We start from the raw sequence: 18,768 nt of genomic DNA, 5'->3' as shown, positions 1-18,768 counted from the left end.
GTTTTCTTTTTTTCCTGGAGTTGAAATGGTTTGGACAGCGTGGGCCAGCCTGGCCGCCCTTGGCGTGTATTTCTGGACCGGCGTGATGGCCGGCCTGGCGCGCGTGCGCCACAAGGTATTGGCGCCATCGATGGACGGGCCGCTGCCTTTCCAGAGCGCGCAGCGGGTACAGGCAAATACCCTGGAGCAGTTGCCCCTGGTCTTAGTACCCCTGTGGCTGTGCGCCTGGTACCTGGGCGACCTGTGGGCAGCCGCCGGTGGACTGCTGTGGTGCCTCGGCCGCGTACTGTATGCGCTGGGCTATTACCGCGACCCGGCGCGCCGCGAAACCGGTTTTGTGCTTGGCATGGTGGCAAGTGCGTTGCTTATTTGCGGCACTGTCGTTGGTTTATTGATGCATTAGAGCTAGTTTACTGCATCCAGCAATCGACAAAGTTCCCGAAGGGAAATAAGCTTGCTTCTCGGATACATCACGCCGGTGACTGGTGCGCGTCGCGCCCGGCCGGTTTCGATGTGGGAGGCAGCATGCTGTTTTTGAAGAGCACCGCGGTGACCAAGGCCCCGGGCATTTATGAAGTCGATGTCGCGGCCAAGCCGCCCGGCAAAACCTTTGGCGTGTATCTCGCCACTGATCCGGACAATCCACCGCAGTCGGTGCTGGCCGCGCTGGCCGAGCTGGGTTTCAAGGGCACGTATCAGAAAAACTATACGCACAGCGACCGCGGCCGCGTGCTCGACCTGCATTTCGAAAAAGACGGCACCGACATCTTCAAGGGGTGGAAGGCCGAGGAATGCAGCGCCAACCTGGCCGCGATCGACGGCCTGTTCGGCAGCCTCGACATTGCCGTCACGCCACGCGTGATGAGCATGGCGGAAGCCTACGCCTGAATAAGCGAGCGCTGGCCTGCCGCAGGGCAGGCTGGCATCGGCCTGGCCAGGGTGTGTCCTGTGCCACGCACATGCGCGAAGACGCCGTTCAGTTCTGTACGTCGATGTGATACAGCGCCCAGGGACAGGAGCCGAATCGCTGTGCCAGCGGCAGTGACGCTGTTTCCGGCACGTGGCCGGCATCGAACACCGCCCATAGCGGCCCCAATCCTCCCAGCGCCATCGGCTGCCCATCGAGGTGGGTAGCAACGATGAAGCGCCACGCATGGGCTTCCTCGGCGCCAATAGCCGCCGCATAGCCATCCACCGCACGCAGGGTCAGACGCGTCGTGCTTTTCATTGTGGCACCGGCCAGTGCCAGCACGTCCAGCAGCAGCGGCCCGCGCAAAGCGTGCGCTTTGCCGTCGTATTCGAGGGTCGGATGGATGCTGTGCGCAGGCAGGCGCAGCAGGCTGGCAAAGTCGAGCGCATGGGCGCTGGTAAACGCCAGCTTGTGCTTGGCCATCATCTGGTCCAGCGCCGGATCGAGCGCGCCCCGGTTCGGCCGCGTGATGGCGCCGGTGATCGTCAACAGGGCGGGGCCGGCGCTGCGTGTCACGGCGGCAGCGGCGGGCAGGCCGACGGGCAGGGCGGAGGCGGCCAGTGCGGCGCCCGGAAGGCTCGTTTCTTCATGCGACAATTCCTCTTCGCGGATTGCCCCCATGATAAACCTTCTCTTCCTCCATGGACCTGTTTGCTTCTCCTGATAGCTTGACGCCGATTCCGATCGAAGACGGCGAACTGGCCTGGCTGGCGCAGCTGCCGCTGCCGTACACCAACGCCGAAGTGCTGGCGCGCCTGATCGCCGAGACGCCCTGGCGCGCCGAGTCGGTGTTCGTCTACGGCAAGCAGCACTTGCAGCCGCGCCTGGTGGCCTGGTATGGGGACGCCAGTTACACCTATTCCGGCCTGCGCCTGGAGCCCTTGCCATGGACGCCCTTGCTGGCGACGATCCGCGACGCGGTGCAGGACGTGTGCGGCCACCGCTTCAACAGCGTGCTGCTGAACCGCTATCGTAACGAGCGCGACAGCATGGGCATGCACAGCGACGACGAGCCGGAGCTGGGTCCGGACCCCATCATCGCTTCCCTGAGTTTCGGCGCTTCACGCCGCTTCATACTGCGGCATAAACGCAACAAACGCTCGCTTCCGCTCGATCTGCACGACGGCAGCCTCCTGCTCATGCGTGGCCAAACCCAGCAGCACTGGGTCCATGGCATCCACAAGTCGACTCGCCCCATGGGAGAGCGGGTCAATCTAACCTTTCGCTACATCGTGTAATTAGCCGGCTTCATGCATGCATATGTATGCAAAATAACTGAACCGTAAGTCATTTATGTTACATTTGCTTACGGTTCTTACGAAATCCGGACTGCCGTTGGCGTTTTGACAGTGCTATCGTGAACCCATCGCGATTCACAAGGAATGGCGAGCCAGTCAATAAACGTTGAAAAGGATTTCGCATGAAAAAGCTCATCTTTGCACTGATCGCAAGTACCGCCGTCATGACCGCCGCCCAGGCCCAGAGCACCACTTCCCCACGTGCTTACGTTGGTGTCGGCGTGGCCAGCGCTGACCACGACTACCGTATTTCCGGCGTCGATGTCGACAGCGATGGCTACAAGGCATCGGGAAAACTGTTCGGCGGCGTCGAGCTGAACCAGACCTTCGGCGTCGAAGCCGGCTACACCGACTTCCGCAAATCGCATGCCAACTACAGTGTGAACGGCGTGGGCGGCACCGTCGAGTCTGAAGGCTACGGCACCTACCTGGCCGGCAAGGCCACCATGCCGATCAACGAACAGGCTTCGGTCTATGGCAAGCTGGGCGTAACCCACACCAAGGCCAAGCTGCGCGAGAACAGCCTGGGCCTGTCGGGCAGCGAAAGCGATAACGGCGTGTATGCCGGCGTTGGCGTGCAGTACAACCTGAACCAGCAGGTGTCGCTCCTCGCCGAGTACGAGCGCTATGGCAAGAAGAAGGACTTCGGTGCCAAGCCTGACGTCCTGACCATCGGCGCGAAATACAGCTTCTGATCAATTCCTCGATCACGTAACGAAAAAGGGCCTGCGGGCCCTTTTTCTTTTGCAGCTTGGTGACCCAGGATCGGCAGCGTTATCGAGACGGCGCCTCTCAAGCCAGCCGCACGGAGAGGCAAGTTCGCGATAGTTGCGCTCAAAGCGCCGGCGCGGCACCCATTCCACCCGGCCGCACCCGCGCCCACGGCGGCAGCACCAGCGCGCTGTCTTCCCTCGCCACGCTCAATCCTGCCGAAATGAAGCGGTGCACCGACGACCACGGCCAGTCGCAGGCACGCGGGCACAGGCCGTGGCGCACGGGATTGCTGTGCATGTAGTCGATCAGTGCCGCATATTCGGCGTCGTCGCTGACCCGGAATTCCTGGTACTGGCGTGCCCAGATCGCGCCATCCGGCGTGGCCGCCACCAGCGATTTGCGCAGTGCCTTCGAGAACGCGATTTTCACGGCGCGCCAGCGGCTCGAGCAATCATGGTCGCCCGGGGGCAGTGTCCACATCGCATGGGCATGGTCGGGCAATACCACCCAGCCATCGACATGGAAAGGTTTGCGGACACGCGCCTGGCGGATCGCCTCGCCGAAGGCGGAGATATGGTCGGTCAACAGGGTGCTGCCACGGTCCAGCAGGCGAACCGTGAAGAAAAAGGTCCCGCCGGGGACCCGGTTGTCGCGGTAGTCTGTCATGGGTAAAGTGTGCCAATCGATGATGGTCGCCATGCCGATTGGCGCAAATGGGAGGCGGGAACTATTAGCCTCATCAGTGATCGATTTTACACACCACCTCGACAAGCCCGCGTTCCATTGCCGCCAGTAAAAAAGCGAAAAAGCCCGGCAATGCCGGGCTTTATGCAGGGATGATGCCGGTTTCCGGCAGCAAGACGATCAGGTCGTCAGTGGCTTGTAGCGAATCCGCTTCGGCTTGGCACCTTCTTCACCGAGGCGCTTCTTCTTGTCCGCTTCGTATTCCTGGTAATTACCATCGAAGAAGGTCACTTGCGAGTTGCCTTCGAAGGCCAGGATGTGGGTGGCGATACGGTCGAGGAACCAGCGATCGTGCGAGATCACCATCACGCTGCCGGCAAATTCCAGCAGGGCGTCTTCCAGCGCGCGCAGGGTTTCCACGTCGAGGTCGTTCGACGGTTCGTCCAGCAGCAGGACGTTGCCGCCTTGCAGCAGGGTCTTCGCGAGGTGCAGGCGGCCGCGTTCGCCACCGGACAGGTTGCCGACGACCTTTTGCTGGTCCGAACCCTTGAAGTTGAAGCGGCCGAGATAAGCGCGCGACGGCATTTCGAAACGGCCGACCGACAGCATGTCGGCACCGCCGGTGACGTCTTCGAACACGGTCTTGTTGTTGGCCAGTTCGTCGCGGTGCTGGTCGACCAGCGAGACCTTCGCAGTCTTGCCGATCACGACTTCGCCGCTGTCCGGCTGCTCTTTACCGGCAATCATCTTGAACAGGGTCGATTTACCGGCACCGTTCGGGCCGATGATGCCAACGATCGCGCCTGGCGGCACCGTGAACGACAGGTTGTCGATCAAGAGGCGGTCGCCGAAGGCTTTCGAGACGTTCTTGAACTCGATGACTTCGTTGCCCAGGCGCTCGGACACGGGAATGAAGATCTCTTGCGTCTCGTTGCGCTTCTGGTATTCGTATTCGGACAGTTCGTTGAAGCGCGCCAGGCGGGCCTTCGACTTGGCTTGCCGTGCCTTCGGATTCTGGCGTGACCATTCGAGTTCCTTCTGCAGCGCTTTCTGGCGTGCCGATTCGGTCGCTTCTTCCTGTTTTAAACGTGCCTGCTTCTGGTCCAGCCAGGAAGAGTAATTACCCTTCCATGGAATGCCTGAACCGCGGTCCAGTTCCAGGATCCACTCGGCGGCATTGTCGAGGAAGTAGCGGTCGTGGGTGATGCCGACCACGGTGCCCGGGAAGCGCAGCAGGAACTGCTCCAGCCACTCGACCGATTCGGCGTCCAGGTGGTTAGTGGGTTCGTCGAGCAGCAGCATGTCGGGTTTCGACAGCAGCAATTTGCACAGCGCCACACGGCGCTTTTCGCCACCGGACAGCACGGCGATCTTCGCGTCCCAGGGTGGCAGGCGCAGGGCGTCGGCGGCCATTTCCAGTTGCAGGTTCAGGTTGCCGCCGTCGGAGGACGAAATGATCGCTTCCAGGCGTTCCTGTTCCTTCGCCAGTGCATCGAAGTCGGCGTCTTCTTCCGCATACGCGGCGTAGACGGCTTCCAGCTTCGCCTGCGCCTCGAAGGCTTCGCCCAGGCCCGATTCGACTTCCTGGCGGACCGTCTTTTCCGGGTCGAGCTGCGGTTCCTGCGGCAGGTAGCCGATGTTCAGGCCCGGCATCGGGCGCGCTTCGCCCTGGATGTCGGTGTCGATGCCGGCCATGATTTTGAGCAGGGTCGACTTGCCGGAGCCGTTCAGGCCCAGCACGCCGATCTTCGCTCCCGGGAAGAACGACAGCGAAATATCCTTCAGGATCTGGCGTTTCGGCGGGACGATTTTGCCCACGCGATTCATGGTATAGACGTAATTGGCCATTATGGTGTCAGTAGAAAATCAAGGTGCACAGGATACGATAGAAGGGCGCCCGCGGGCACCCCTTTATTGACTATGAAATCATGAAACTTTCGGGGCAGGTGCGGAGGCCGGCGCTTGCCGGCTGCGCCACAAGCCCTCGCCAGCAAACAACAGCAGTGCCGCCCAGATCAGCACGAAACCCACCAGGCGGTCGGCCGTGAAGGCCTCCTTGAACAGCATCACGCCCAGCAGGAACTGGATGGTCGGCGACAGGTATTGCAGCAGGCCGAGGATCGACAGCGGAATCTGGCGCGCGCCGCTGGCGAACAGCAGCAGCGGGATCGCCGTGATCGGGCCGGCGGCGACCAGCAGCAGGCGGGTCGTGTCGGAAGGCGTATTCAGGAACGCGTTGTCGCCCTGGTAAGTCAGCCAGACGACATAGGCCGCGGCGATCGGGAACAGCACCATCGTCTCGAACGACAGGCCTTCCAGGGCGCCGAGCGCCGCCGTCTTGCGCAGCAAGCCATAGCCGCCGAAGGAAGCCGCCAGGAATAGCGCGATCCAGGGCACGCTGCCGGTTTGCCAGGTCAGCCAGGCAACGCCAAGCGCGGCGATGGTGATCGCCATCCACTGCACCGGGCGCAGGCGTTCCTTCAGGATCAGATAGCCCAGCATGATGTTGACCAGCGGATTGATGAAGTAGCCGAGGCTGGCTTCGATCACGTGGCCATTGTTGACCGCCCAGATATAGATCAGCCAGTTAATGCTGAGCAGCAAGGCGGACGCGACGAAACTCCAGAACACGCGCGGCTGGCGCACCTGCTCGAGCCAACGCCACTGGCGCCGCACGGCCAGTACGATCATCAGGAAGATCAGCGACCACAGCATGCGGTGCGCGAGGATCTGCAACGGCGGCACTTCGCCGATGGCGTGGAAATAAACGGGAAACAAACCCCAGCACAGGAAGGCCAGGGCGGCGGAAACGATGCCGGTACGCATGGAAGAGGAGAGGACGGGTTGCTAGCCGATCATTATCATCGAATTGGCCCTGCCTTGCCGGACACCCCCTGTTTTGGCCGCAGCGGGCGCTAACGCGCGACCGGCCGAGCCCTGTTCGGGCAAACTCGCAACATTCTCCCCCGCCCCCTTCCACACCTTAGAATACTGCTTGCAATTTTCTTGTCGTTATTTTATGGTGCGCCGCACCAGAACAACAATATGGTGCAATCTTGACGTCGCAAAATAACAAAAGCAGCCTGGCGGCATTGACGCTGGCTGCCGTTGGCATCGTCTACGGCGATATCGGTACCAGTCCGCTGTACACCCTCAAGACCATCTTCGACCCGACCCACGGCCTCGCGCTCACCACCTCCAACCTGCTCGGCATCATTTCCCTGATCTTCTGGGGACTGACCCTGATCGTTTCGCTGAAATACGTCACGCTGGTGCTGCGCGCCGATAACCGCGGCGAGGGCGGCATCATGGCGCTGATGGCGCTGGCCCTCAATTCCGTGACCCGCGCGTCGCGCTGGTACTATCCGCTGATGGTGGTCGGCGTGTTCGGCGCCACCATGTTCTATGGCGACAGCGTGATTACCCCGGCCATTTCGGTCCTGAGCGCGATCGAAGGCCTGGAGGTGGCGACCCCGGCGTTGTCGCACTATGTCGTGCCGCTGGCGGTGATCGTGCTGGTCGGCCTGTACAGCCTGCAGCGCCACGGCACGGCGGGTATTGGACGCTGGTTCGGTCCGGTCATGATCCTGTGGTTCGCGACGCTGGCGATCATGGGTGTGATCAATATTGCCAAGGCACCCGAGATCCTTGGCGCCCTCAATCCGCTGCACGCGGCGCGCTTCGTTGCGGAAAACCAGTTCATCGCCTTTGTCGCGCTGGGCGCCGTCGTGCTGGCCCTGACCGGGGCCGAAGCGCTGTATGCCGACATGGGCCACTTCGGCAAGAAACCGATCCGCTTCGCCTGGTTCCTGATCGTGTTTCCGGCCCTGGCGCTGAACTACCTGGGCCAGGGCAGTCTCCTGATCACCGACCCGAGCGCGATCGATAACCCCTTCTTCCACCAGCTGGGGACCTGGAGCGTGTATCCACTGGTCGTGCTGTCGACCATGGCGGCCGTGATCGCGTCGCAGGCGACGATTTCCGGCACCTATTCGATGACGAAACAGGCGATCATGCTTGGCCTGCTGCCGCGCATGCGCATCCTGCACACCTCGGAAAGCGAGATCGGCCAGATCTATATCCCGGCCGTGAACTGGCTGCAATTGATCGTGGTATTGATCGCCGTGATCGGCTTCGGCAATTCGGAAAGTCTGGCGGGCGCCTACGGTATCGCCGTCACCGCTACCATGTTCGCTACCACTTTGCTGACCTTCTTCGTCACGCGCTACCGCTGGAAGCTGCCGCTGGTCGTGTGCCTGGGCGCCACCGGCTTTTTCATGTTGATGGATATCGCCCTGTTCTCGGCCAGCACGCTGAAGCTGTTCCACGGCGGCTGGTTCCCTTTATTGCTCGGTGCAATCTTGCTGACTGGCATGCTGACCTGGAAGCGCGGCCGCGAACTCGTGTTCGAGAACCTGGAAAAGCATGCGATCCCGCTCGACGCCTTCCTGCAGTCGCTGTTCGTGGCACCGCCGACGCGGGTGCCGGGCACCGCCATTTTCCTGCGCGGTGAAAGCGATGGCGTGCCGCATGCACTGCTGCACAACCTGTCGCACAACAAGGTGCTGCACGAACGCGTCGTTTTTCTCACCGTGCACATCCGGGAAGAACCCTGGGTACTGCCGGCCGAGCAAGTGCAGGTCGTCGAGCTGGGCCATAACTGCTACCAGTTGAACGTGCACTATGGTTTCAAGGACGAGCCCCATATCCCGGGCATCATGGCGCAATGCGCAACCCTGGGCCTGCCCTTCGAGATGATGGAAACCTCGTTCTTCATCGCCCGCCAGACCGTGATCTCGACGCCGGGCCGGGGCATGGCACCCTGGCGCGAGCACCTGTTCGTGACCATGTCGCGCAACGCGCGCGGCGCGGCCGACTACTACCAGATCCCGACCAACCGCGTCATCGAACTCGGCACCCAAGTCGAAATCTGATACAAATCGGCTACAAAAAACGGACAGATGGCCAGCTGGGACTCCGCTAAGGTAAAGTGTTTCCTTTAGACACTCCACTTAGCCAGGAGCTTCGCAATGCGCTTTACCTCTTCCTTGACCGCGCTCGCCTGCGCCGCCGCACTGACCCTTACCGCCTGCGGCGGTGGCGGCGGTGACACCAGCGCGCCGCCCGTGGCGGTCAGCAGCCCGGCCGCGCTGAGCATGACCGATACCGTCACCGGCACCGGTGCCACTGCCGCCAGCGGCCGCAGGGTCACCGTCAACTACACCGGCTGGCTCTACAGCGCCACCGCGGCCGACCATAAGGGAACCCAGTTCGAGAGCAGCAGCTTTGCTTTCACGCTGGGCCAGGGGCAAGTCATCGCCGGTTGGGAGCAGGGTTTGCCAGGCATGCGCGTCGGCGGCAAGCGCACCCTGTTGATCCCGGCCAGCCTTGCCTACGGCAGCGGCGGCCGCGGCCCGATTCCACCAAATAGCGGCCTCGTGTTCGACGTCGAACTGACGAAGGTCGAGTAAGCAAGGTCGAGCAAGCGCAGCGGCGCCATCTGGCGCACGCCTGCGCTGGCGCAGAGGGAGGCCGTGGCGTTTCCGACATCCTTGGGATTCCGTCAACGCTCCCGGGGGCATCATGTCGCTGCGCAACCATTCACGCGTGCTGGCGCCGTTTACGACCTTTTCACACTCCGCGGCGCGCCGTGTATCGCAGTTGCTGAAGCAGTGTCTGTTCCTGCTGCTGGCCTGCATGCCCGCCGCCGTGTGCGCGCAGGGCTACACCATCGTGTTCGGTCCCGACAATTCGGCGCCCGCGGGCATCGATGCCGCCGGCCGCATTGCCGGCCAGTCAAATGGCCGTGCCATCGTCTGGGACGGCACCTCGGTGCTTGACCTCGGTACCCTGGGCGGTCCATCCAGCACGGCCCCGGGCATTGCCGTCAATGGGCTCGTCACCGGCGCCGCCGACCGCGCCGACGGCAGCAGCGCGGCTTTCCTGTACCGTGACGGTCTACTGAGCGACATCGGCCAGCTCGGCGTCGGCAGCTATGGCGCCGGCGTCAACGGGTCCGGACAGGTAGCCGGCACCGGGTCGATGCCGACGGCGAAAACCATGCTTTCCTCTACAGCGGGGGCGTCGCGCGCGATATCGGCAACCCGGGCGCGAATTCCGCGCGTGCCACCGGCATCAACAATGCCGGCGCCGTGGTCGGCTCGTCCTTCCTCGCCGGTTTCAGCGCCTACCGCGCTTTTTCTCTACGAAGGCGGCGCCATGCGCGACCTCGGCACGCTGGGCGGCCCTTCCAGCGCGGCGGCCGCCATCAACGACGTCGGCCACATCGCCGGCACCAGTTTCATCGACGACGACGTCCAGCATGCTTTTCTTTACCGCGACGGTTTCATGCGCGACATCGGTTCGCTCGGCGGCGAGCTCACCGAGGCGCGTGCCCTGAACGCGGCCGACATGGTGGTGGGCTACTCCACCTATGCGGGCGACATTCCCGGCCTCGATTTCTCCAGCGCCTTCCTCTACCGGGACGGCTTCATGATCGACCTGAACAGCATCGTCGAGCGCCCCGGCCTGTGGAGCGTGCTCGATGCCGTCGGCATCAACGACGCCGGCCAGATCGCCGCCTATGCCTGTACCGAAATGGGTGATTGCCGCGCGGTGCGCCTCGATCCGATCCCGGCGGTGCCGGAACCGGCTCCGGCCGCGCTCTGGCTGGCCGGCCTGGCGCCCTTGCTGCTGGCGCGGCACCGCTACCGGCAACGCGGCATTGTCGTTTGTCAAACCCTAGGGCGCGCGGCCCTGTACGTCCCTTGTGTAGGATGGCACAAGGGGCGACCGCCACGGGTTGCCCAATCGAGTAAGAATGGAGCACCAGCATGGCGGAACACCTTACCCCGAACGACATCCAGCAACTGACCCCGCGCCAGCGTATCTATGCGATCGTCGGCGCCTCCTCAGGCAACCTGGTCGAGTGGTTCGATTTTTATATCTATTCGTTTTGCGCCCTGTACTTTTCCTCGGCTTTCTTCCCATCCGGTAACCCGACGACCCAGTTGCTGAACACGGCCGGCATCTTCGCAGCCGGCTTCCTGATGCGGCCGGTCGGCGGCTGGCTGTTCGGGCGCGTCGCCGACCGTTATGGCCGCCGCAACGCGATGATGATCTCGGTGCTCATGATGTGCGGCGGCTCGTTGATGATCGCGGTGCTGCCGACCTATGCGCAGATCGGTACGGCGGCGCCGGCCCTGCTGCTGCTGGCGCGCCTGTTCCAGGGCCTGTCGGTGGGCGGAGAATATGGCACCAGCGCCACCTACATGAGCGAGGTGGCGGAACCCGGCCGGCGCGGCTTCTTCGCCTCGTTCCAGTACGTCACCCTGATCGGCGGCCAGCTGCTGGCCCTGCTGGTGCTGGTGATCCTGCAGCAGCTGTTCACGGAAGCGGAACTGAAGGCCTGGGGCTGGCGCATTCCCTTCGTGCTCGGCGCCTGCGCGGCGCTGGTCTCGCTCTACCTGCGCCGCTCGCTGGCCGAGACGACCAACGCGGCCGAGCGCCAGAGCAAGGAAGCGGGCAGCGTCGCGGCGCTGTTGAAGCACCATCGGCGCGCCTTCATCACCGTGCTCGGCTTTACTGCCGGCGGCTCATTGATCTTTTATACCTTCACCACCTACATGCAGAAATACCTGGTCAACACGGCCGGCATGAGCGCCAAGACGGCCAGCGCCGTGATGACGGGCGCGCTGCTCGTCTACATGGCGCTGCAGCCGGTGTTCGGCGCGCTGTCCGACCGCATCGGCCGCCGTACCTCGATGATGTGGTTCGGCGCGCTGGCCGCGATTTTCACGGTACCGATCATGAGCGCGCTGGCGCGCGTCGACAGCCCTTTCATGGCCGGGGTCATGATCGTGTGCGCGCTGACCATCGTCAGCCTGTACAGCTCGATCGGCGGCCTGATCAAGGCCGAGATGTTCCCGGTCGAAGTGCGCGCCCTCGGCGTCGGCCTGTCCTATGCGGTGGCCAACGCGGTGTTCGGCGGCTCGGCCGAATACGTGGCACTATGGTTCAAGCAGGGCGGCATGGAGACCGACTTTTACTGGTACGTGAGCATCATGTGCGCGCTCGCCTTCGTCGTCGCCTGGAAGATGCCGGACCCGACCAAGGCGGGGCTGCTGAAATAAGCGTCAACGCAGCATATCGATATGCATGATGCCGTCTTCGTCGTAGGGCGCAGAGACGGTCTCGAAGCCGAAGCTCTGGTAAAACGCTTCCAGGTACTGCTGGGCGCCGATGCGGATGCGGTGGCCCGGATGCAGCTGCTCGGCGTACTGGATGCCGTGCGCCAGCAGTTCGCGTCCGGCGCCGCTGCCGCGCGCGTCGTTCGTCGTCAGCACCCGTCCCAGCGACATTTCCGTGTATTTCGCGCCCGGCGCCAGGCAGCGCAGGTAGGCGACCAGCACGCGCCGTCCGCCGATGTCGCGCCAGCCCAGCAGGTGGTGCGCATCGAGGTCGTAGCCGTCGATGTCCGGGTACAGGCATTGCTGTTCGAGGATGAACACTTGCTGGCGCTGGGCCAGCACTTCATACAGCTGCGCGCCGGAGAGGTCGGCGAAGCTGCACCACTGCCATTCGATCGAAGGTGTTTTTTTCATGATGAGTAGAGTCAGGCCGCCGTCTCGAAACCTTCGAGCACGTTGACCGTGTTGATGCCCAGTTCAGCGTTGGCCGTGCCGCCTTCAAAGACGAAGACGGTCGGCAGGCCGAGCCAGGAGAGCCGTTCGCCGATGCGCAGATAGTCGCTGCCCTGCAGGGCGATGGCCGCGTTCGCGTTCGCGCCCGCGTTCGCGGTCACGGTCGCGTTCGCATTGTCACCCGACGGGGCCGACGGCAGGCCATGGGCCATCGTGCCGACGCCGAGCGAGACGACCAGCGCTTCCGGTGCGAACATGCCGAGCTTGATGCAGGCCGTTTCCAGCGCGGCGAACCACTGCGCGCTGGAAGCGCCGGGCGGCAAGGGCAGGTTCATGTTGTAGCCGCTGCCGTCGCCGCTGCCGGTTTCGTCGGCATGACCCAGGTAGAACGGGTAGGCATGGCCTGGGTCGGCGTGGAGCGAGACGAACAGCACGTCGTTGCGGCCATAGAAGATACTTTGCGTGCCACTGCCGTGGTGCTGGTCGAGGTCGAGGATGGCGACGCGTTTGAGGCCATCGTCGAGCAGGTGCTGGGCGGCCAGCGCCGCGTTGTTCAGGTAGCAGGCACCGCCGCAAAAGTCGGCGCCGGCGTGGTGGCCGGGCGGACGGGTCAGCGCGAAGCTGCCGCGCTCGCCCAGACGCAGCGCGTGCGCCGCATTGATGGCGCAGTCGGCGCCGGTCTTGGCGGCATTCCAGTGCCGGCGGTCAGCGGGCTCAAGGTATCGGTCGAATACAGGCCGAGGCGTGCGTTGAAGTCTTCCGGCTCGATGTCGGAGCGCATGCGCGCCGGCAGGCATGCGGCGAAGGCGGCGCGGCCCGCATGGCCAGCGCCGCGCGCGCACCATTCGTTCCGTGCGCTGCGCAGGAAATGCAGGTAGCGCGGCGTGTGGATGCGCTCGAGCGAGACCAGCGGCGCGCGATGCGGGGTAACGATGTCGCCCAGGCCGCGCCGCTGCAGTTCGCGCAGCACCAGCGCGACCCGCTCGGGCTGCTCGCCACCTGGCACCAGCTCGCCGCCGAGGAAGACCTGCCGCGCCCCGTGCTGGGCATGGTGTTCGTTATAAAAGGTGAGCAAGGCTTCCCCGCGGCGGGCGATGTCCTAAGAACCTATCCCAGTAGGGGATGAGTCGTTGCTGACGCGCCTGACAAGCAGATGCTGCGTTGCTCGTCGTTGCATGGCTCGCCATGCGGCCTTCTCGCGCCTTGCCTCTGCTTGCCATGCATCGTCATCAACTTCCCCCTCCCTACTGGGACAGGTTCTTAGTGGTCGCCGCACAAGGTACTGCTGTTGTACGCGGCGACGAAATCGTCGAAGCTGCCGGTATCCTGCTGCTCGACGATGGCCTGCTCGGCCAGCGAGGCTGCGGCCATCTCGGCGAACACCGCTTCCTCGGCCGGCATCAAGGGGCTTTCGCGGAAATAGGCCGCATGCAGCCGGCTCTGGCGCAGGCCGAAGGCGGCGGCCGAGCCGAGGGCGCGCACTTCGGCCAGCACACGGGCCGACGGCGTTTTATCGGGATCGGCGATCTTCGCCTTCTGCTGCGCCAGCGACGCCTCGTGCACGCCCGCTTCGTTGTGCTCCTCGTCGAGCAGGCGTGCGACCGGGCGGATGCGTTCGATCAGTTCATCCGCCCATTCGCGCAGCGGGACCTCGAGGCCGTCGCGCGTCAGGGTCAGGCCCGGCTTGCGGCCTTCCTTCACGGTGCGGGCGAAATTGCGCGCATGGATCTGGCCTTCGGCGGCGCTGAGCAGCGGGCTCTCTTCGAGCGCGCAGAACAGTAAAAAGGCGTCGAGGAAGCGGCCCGTCTCGATGCCGATGCCGATCGGCTCGAACGGGTCGACGTCGAGGCAGCGCACTTCGATGTACTGCACGCCGCGGTTGCACAGCGCCTGCACCGGGCGCTCGCCGGTGCGGATCACGCGCTTCGGGCGGATGGTCGAATAGTATTCGTTCTCGATCTGCAGCACGTTGGTCGACAGCTGGATCCACTCGCCATCGCGCTTGGTGCCGAGCGCCTGGTAGGGTTCGTAAGGACGGTTGACGGCATCCATCAGGCTCGTCACATAGCTTTCCAGGCTGTTCTCGTGCGGACGCAGGCCGGACTGGGCATCGTTCTGGTAACCCAGGTCGCTCATGCGCAGGCTGGTGGCATAGGGCAGGTACAGGGTGTCTTCCGACAGGGTCTCGAGCGTGTGCGGACGGCCGCGCAGGAAACTGGTCGTCAGCGCCGGCGAAGCGCCGAACAGGTACATCAGCAGCCAGGCATAGCGGCGGAAGTTACGGATCGTGGCGATGTAGCTCTCGGACTGGAAATCGCGCAGCGCATTGCGCCGCTCTTCGGTCACGCCGTCGTTGGCGCGGATGATTTCCCACAGCTTTTCCGGTAGCGAATAATTGTAGTGGATGCCGGCGATGCACTGCATTGCCTTGCCGTAGCGCAGCGCCAGGCCGCGGCGGTAGACGTGTTTCAGCATGCCGATGTTCGACTTGCCGTACCAGGCGATCTCGATCTCTTCGTCAAGCGGCAATTCGCCCGGCATCGACGAGCTCCACAGCATTTCGTCGCCCAGCTTGGCGTAGGCGAAACGGTGGACCGCATCGAGTCGGTGCAGGGCCAGGCCGATGTCGTGCTCGGCCGGGGTGATGAATTCGAGCAGCGCCTCGGCGTAGTCGGTGGTGATCTGCGGGTGGGTCAATGCCGCGCCGAGCTGGACCGGATGAGGCGTGCGCGCCAGTTGGCCTTGCGGGTCGATGCGCAGCGTCTCGCGTTCGATGCCGCGCAGACCCTGGCCGAGCAGGCCGCGGTGGGCATCGTCTTCCAGCAGGGCCAGGCGGCGGGTCAGTTGGTTCGACACGGGTGTTTCCTTTCTTTTCCTGCCAATAGCGTGGTGCAGAGATTAACCGAAATCCGACGTACGCGTCGGCGGCCGGTCGATTTCCGCCCGGCCTCATCCGGGCCGAACCTGGACGTTCCGAGGCGCCTCAATCGGGCTGCGGCGGGGCTGCTGGAGCGGGAAGGGGGAGTGACGGAGCGCGGCGCGGTGGCTGGCGCTTTCGCCGGTGCCGCGGCGGGCGCGGTAACCGGGGCGGTAGCCGACGCGGTAGCCGGTGCCGCGGCTGGCTTGTCCGTTTCGGCCGGCTGGGTGGCAGGCGCAGGCGCCAACTCCCCGGCCAGCCACGCATCCATCTCGCGTTCCAGCAGCGGCAGCGGTAACGCGCCCTTGTCCAGCAGCGCGTCGTGGAAACGGCGCAGGTCGAAACGCGGTCCCAGTGCCGCCGCAGCCTTTTCGCGCAGCGCGCGGATGCGCAGCTGGCCGCTCTTGTAGCTCAGCGCCTGGGCCGGCTGGGCGATGTAGCGGTCGACCTCGACCTCGTTGTCGAGGAGCGCATTGGCCGTGTTTCCGTTCAGGTAATCGATGGCCTGGCGGCGCGACCAGCCGAACGCGTGGATGCCGGTATCGATCACCAGCCGGGCGGCGCGCAGCATGTCGTCGTTCAGGTAGCCGAACCAGGAGAACGGATCGCGCAGCAGGCCCAGTTCCGGGCCCAGGCTCTCGGCATAGGTGGCCCAGCCTTCGCCGAAGGCGTCGTCCCGTGCATGGCGGCGGAAGGCCGGCAGCTCGCGCAGGGCGTGGGCGCGCGCCACCTGCAGGTGGTGGCCGGGCAGCGCTTCGTGCAGCGCCGGGGTCTCGACTTCCCACAGCGGATGACTGCCGGGACGCGCCGTGTTGACCACCAGCGCGGCGCTGCGGTCCAGCGTGCCGGCTTCGTAATAGGCGGCGACCTGGCCGGCGCCTTCCACGCCGAGCGGCTTGACGCCGATCTCCTCGCGCGGGAGGGTGCCGAACAGCTGCGGCAGGCGCTCGCGGCTGCGGTCGATGCTGCGGCGGTAGCGCGCCAGCAGGGCCTCGGCGTGGGGCGCGAACAGGCGCCGGTCGCCCCGCGCAAAGACCGAGAATTGCGCCAGCGTGCCGCGAAAGCCGGTGCGCCGCATGGCCTCCATCATCGCCGCACGGATGCGGGCTACTTCCTTCAGGCCCAGCGCATGCAGCTCGGACGGGGTGAGGTCGGTGCCGCCCGCCTGGCGCGCCAGCAAGGCGTAATAGCCGGCGCCGCCCGGCAGGCTCGATGCGCCCAGCGTGGTGCGCGCGGCCGGCACGTACTCGCGTCGAACAAAGTCTTCGAGTTTGCGCAGCGCCGGCGCGGCAGCGTCACGCAGGGCGGCGTTGCCGGCGGCGAGCAGTTCGGCGCGCACGCCGGCGTCGATCGCGGCCGGCATGCGCCGCAGCGGCGCGCCCACGGGACCCTCGGCCAGCTCCTCGCGCAGCGTGCGCAGCAGCTCGGGCAGGGCCTGCAGGCTCGCCTGCGGCGCGGTCCAGCCGCTACGCATCCCTTCGCGCAGCTGCTCGATCAGGCCATCGACGTGCGCCGGCAGCGCGTTCAGGCGCGCGATGTAGTTGCGGTAGTCCTCTTCGCTTGTGAACGGCATCTGCGCCACCAGCCGCGGCAGGCGCACGTGCAGGCCGTCCCAGGCGGTGATCGGCTGCGGGTCGTAGGGATAGAAGGCCAGGCGGCCCAGCTGGCGCTCCTTGTCGAACACGAACAGGTCGAGCGACAGCCGTTCCTGCGCCGACAGGCCGGTGCGCTCGATGGCACGCGCTTCGTCGAGCATCGCCTTGATGTGTTCGCGGCGGGCACGGGCCGCGGCGGGCGAGGTATCAAACAGGCGGTCGTTGTAGCGCCGCTCGCCGATGCTGGTGGCGTATTCAGGGAAGGTTTGCAGGCGCCATTCCCAGTCGCGCTCGAACAAGGCCGCCGCCTGTCCCGGCGCACCCTGGGCGAGGCCGTGGAACAGGGCGGTGAGCAGGACGAGGAGGGAGAATAAGCGGCGCATGGGCGAGAGGAGGTGGGGGAGGAAGCATTGTAGCAATGCGCTCCCGCGTACCGCGCACCGGGTTTTCTGTGCAGTTCGTAGGGTGGGCTCTTGAGCCCACGCGGTACGGCTATCCGACCAGGAGGCCTTGGGGATGTTACGGGATCAGGCGAGTTTCGGGCTGCGCCTATGCACAGGACTGTGATGTTCGACGGTCCTATACCGCGTGGGCTCGAGAGCCTCGCCGGCCGCGCCCACCCTACCAACCCCGGATCCTAGGCGCGCCGGCCACCACTCACGCGCTCGATGCCACCCAGGTCGCGCCAGCTCTGCACTTCGGCATAGCCTGCCGCGGCCAGCAGGGCGCGCACGGCCTCGGCCTGGTCGTAGCCATGCTCGAGCAGCAGCCAGCCGCCTGCCACCGGTGCGCGCCGGCGCCGGCGACGATGGTGCGCAGGTCGGACAGGCCATCGGCGTGGTCGGTCAGCGCATCGACCGGCTCGAAGCGCAGGTCGCCTTGTGCCGGTGGGCGTCGCCGGAGGCGATATAGGGCGGATTCGATGCCACGACATCGAACTGCTCCTCGCCGAGTGCTGTGAACCAGTCGCTGCGCAGGAAACGCACGGCGGCGCCATTCGCGGCGGCGTTCGCACGCGCTACCTCGAGAGCCCCGTCGCTGACGTCGAGCGCCGTCACCTGCACATCCGGCCGGGTATGGGCGACGGCCACCGCGATGGCGCCACTGCCGGTGCCCATGTCGAGCAGGCGCGCGCGCGGCGACAGGCGATCCAGTGCGAGTTCAACGATCAGTTCGGTGTCGGGACGGGGAATCAGTACCGCGGGCGTGACCTGGAAGGGCAGGCCGAAGAATTCGCGCTGGCCGACGATGTAGGCAATCGGCTCGCCGTCCAGGCGGCGCCGCACCAGCTCGGCCAGCCGAGCCGCCTCGAGCGCGTCGAGCTGGCGTTCGGACTGGGTGATCAGCCCGATGCGCGTCAGGTTCAACGCGTGGCACAGCAGGATGCGGTTTTCCAGCGGATCGAGCGGCAGGCCGGCCTGCAGCGCACCGACCGTGACGCCAGCACGGATGTTCATCGCGCGCGCCGCTGCTTCACCAGCACCCAGACCAGCGCCAGCGTCAGCAGTACGAACCAGAGGGCCGACCATTGCGGGATCGACAGGCCGAGCACGCCGTCGGTGGCGTTTTCGCACAGGCCGTCCGCCTGGAACAGCCAGGGCAGCAGGGTCGCCGTCGGAATCTTGTTCAGCATCGTTTCCATCGGATCGATGCCGCAGGAGAAGCCGGGATTGGCCAGCACGTACAGGTGCTTGCCGACTGCCCAGAACCCGCCGGCCGCCGCCAGCAGCGCCACCACGGCGCCCGCGCGGATTTTATTGCTCAGCGCGCCCACCAGGGCGGCGATGCCGATCCCGAGGAAGGCGTAGCGCTGGAGCACGCACAGCGGGCAGGGCAGCATGTCATGCGCATGCTGCAGGTACAGGGCGGCGCCGATCAGGGCGAAGCTGATCGCGGCAATGATCAGGAGGACGGTGCGGGAAGATGGCATGCGTGCGGCTCTCGTAGG

General features: G+C 64.9%; 16 protein-coding genes and 2 pseudogenes. 8 read left to right on the top strand and 10 right to left on the bottom strand.

All coding sequences use genetic code 11. The features are described from left to right. Positions 1-25 precede the first annotated feature (25 nt). Both G4G31_RS03565 and G4G31_RS03560 read left to right on the top strand, forming a co-directional pair. Positions 26-403 (top strand): MAPEG family protein, encoded by a 378-nt coding sequence (locus G4G31_RS03565; protein ID WP_182990319.1) that lies wholly within the window; start codon positions 26-28, stop codon positions 401-403. Between the two features lie 122 nt (positions 404-525). Beyond that, positions 526-888 (top strand): hypothetical protein, encoded by a 363-nt coding sequence (locus G4G31_RS03560; protein WP_182990318.1) that lies wholly within the window; start codon positions 526-528, stop codon positions 886-888. 88 nt (positions 889-976) lie between these two features. Here the strand turns inward: G4G31_RS03560 and G4G31_RS03555 are convergent, their stop codons facing one another. Beyond that, the gene (locus tag G4G31_RS03555) at positions 977-1,591 is read right to left on the bottom strand and encodes a molybdopterin-dependent oxidoreductase (RefSeq protein ID WP_182990317.1); all 615 of its coding nucleotides are present in this window, start codon (positions 1,589-1,591) and stop codon (positions 977-979) included. Positions 1,592-1,638: 47 nt separating this feature from the next. Between G4G31_RS03555 and G4G31_RS03550 the strand changes: the two genes are divergently transcribed. After that, positions 1,639-2,208: an alpha-ketoglutarate-dependent dioxygenase AlkB gene (locus G4G31_RS03550; protein WP_308622086.1), complete on the top strand. Its 570-nt coding sequence runs from the start codon at positions 1,639-1,641 to the stop codon at positions 2,206-2,208. A 182-nt stretch (positions 2,209-2,390) separates the two neighbouring features. Then, a complete protein-coding gene (locus G4G31_RS03545; RefSeq protein ID WP_182990315.1) occupies positions 2,391-2,963 on the top strand; it encodes a porin family protein in 573 nt (190 codons plus the stop codon). A gap of 139 nt (positions 2,964-3,102) precedes the next feature. On the opposite strand, the gene G4G31_RS03540 is transcribed toward G4G31_RS03545, so the two are convergent. The 3 genes from G4G31_RS03540 to rarD all read right to left on the bottom strand — a co-directional run bounded on the left by G4G31_RS03540 (position 3,103) and on the right by rarD (position 6,492). After that, positions 3,103-3,648, bottom strand: coding sequence for a transposase (locus G4G31_RS03540; protein WP_182990314.1), 546 nt, complete (start codon positions 3,646-3,648; stop codon positions 3,103-3,105). Between the two features lie 198 nt (positions 3,649-3,846). Next, positions 3,847-5,514, bottom strand: coding sequence for an energy-dependent translational throttle protein EttA (ettA, locus tag G4G31_RS03535; protein ID WP_182990313.1), 1,668 nt, complete (start codon positions 5,512-5,514; stop codon positions 3,847-3,849). 78 nt (positions 5,515-5,592) lie between these two features. Then, on the bottom strand, positions 5,593-6,492 hold the full coding sequence (rarD, locus tag G4G31_RS03530) for an EamA family transporter RarD (protein WP_182990312.1): 900 nt from the start codon (positions 6,490-6,492) through the stop codon (positions 5,593-5,595). Positions 6,493-6,722: 230 nt separating this feature from the next. Here rarD and G4G31_RS03525 point away from each other — a divergent pair, with 230 nt between their 5' ends. The 4 genes from G4G31_RS03525 to G4G31_RS03510 all read left to right on the top strand — a co-directional run bounded on the left by G4G31_RS03525 (position 6,723) and on the right by G4G31_RS03510 (position 11,798). After that, positions 6,723-8,600, top strand: a complete 1,878-nt coding sequence (locus G4G31_RS03525) for a potassium transporter Kup (protein ID WP_182990311.1) — start codon at positions 6,723-6,725, stop codon at positions 8,598-8,600. A 96-nt stretch (positions 8,601-8,696) separates the two neighbouring features. Then, the gene (locus tag G4G31_RS03520) at positions 8,697-9,137 is read left to right on the top strand and encodes an FKBP-type peptidyl-prolyl cis-trans isomerase (protein WP_182990310.1); all 441 of its coding nucleotides are present in this window, start codon (positions 8,697-8,699) and stop codon (positions 9,135-9,137) included. A 112-nt stretch (positions 9,138-9,249) separates the two neighbouring features. Next, positions 9,250-10,539: a hypothetical protein gene (locus tag G4G31_RS03515; protein WP_182990309.1), complete on the top strand. Its 1,290-nt coding sequence runs from the start codon at positions 9,250-9,252 to the stop codon at positions 10,537-10,539. Next, positions 10,500-11,798: an MFS family transporter gene (locus G4G31_RS03510; RefSeq protein WP_182990308.1), complete on the top strand. Its 1,299-nt coding sequence runs from the start codon at positions 10,500-10,502 to the stop codon at positions 11,796-11,798. Before G4G31_RS03515 ends, G4G31_RS03510 begins: the two co-directional genes overlap by 40 nt. A gap of 3 nt (positions 11,799-11,801) precedes the next feature. Here the strand turns inward: G4G31_RS03510 and G4G31_RS03505 are convergent, their stop codons facing one another. The 6 genes and pseudogenes from G4G31_RS03505 to G4G31_RS03480 form a co-directional block, all read right to left on the bottom strand. Next, the gene (locus G4G31_RS03505; protein WP_182990307.1) at positions 11,802-12,269 is read right to left on the bottom strand and encodes a GNAT family N-acetyltransferase; all 468 of its coding nucleotides are present in this window, start codon (positions 12,267-12,269) and stop codon (positions 11,802-11,804) included. An 11-nt stretch (positions 12,270-12,280) separates the two neighbouring features. Next, positions 12,281-13,383: pseudogene (locus tag G4G31_RS03500) on the bottom strand (histone deacetylase family protein). Positions 13,384-13,568: 185 nt separating this feature from the next. Continuing rightward, on the bottom strand, positions 13,569-15,164 hold the full coding sequence (gshA, locus tag G4G31_RS03495; RefSeq protein ID WP_182990306.1) for a glutamate--cysteine ligase: 1,596 nt from the start codon (positions 15,162-15,164) through the stop codon (positions 13,569-13,571). Next, a complete protein-coding gene (locus G4G31_RS03490) occupies positions 15,149-17,203 on the bottom strand; it encodes a DUF885 family protein (RefSeq protein WP_182990305.1) in 2,055 nt (684 codons plus the stop codon). The genes gshA and G4G31_RS03490 overlap by 16 nt, the downstream gene beginning before the upstream one ends. A 254-nt stretch (positions 17,204-17,457) precedes the next feature. Beyond that, positions 17,458-18,277 (bottom strand): annotated as a pseudogene (gene prmC / locus G4G31_RS03485) (peptide chain release factor N(5)-glutamine methyltransferase). Further along, positions 18,274-18,750 (bottom strand): disulfide bond formation protein B, encoded by a 477-nt coding sequence (locus tag G4G31_RS03480; protein ID WP_182990304.1) that lies wholly within the window; start codon positions 18,748-18,750, stop codon positions 18,274-18,276. The pseudogene prmC and the gene G4G31_RS03480 overlap by 4 nt, the downstream one beginning before the upstream one ends. Between the last annotated feature and the right edge of the window lie 18 nt (positions 18,751-18,768).

Source organism: Massilia sp. Se16.2.3 (genome assembly GCF_014171595.1).
GTDB lineage: Bacteria > Pseudomonadota > Gammaproteobacteria > Burkholderiales > Burkholderiaceae_D > Telluria.
This window is presented reverse-complemented; position numbering and strand designations above follow the sequence as displayed.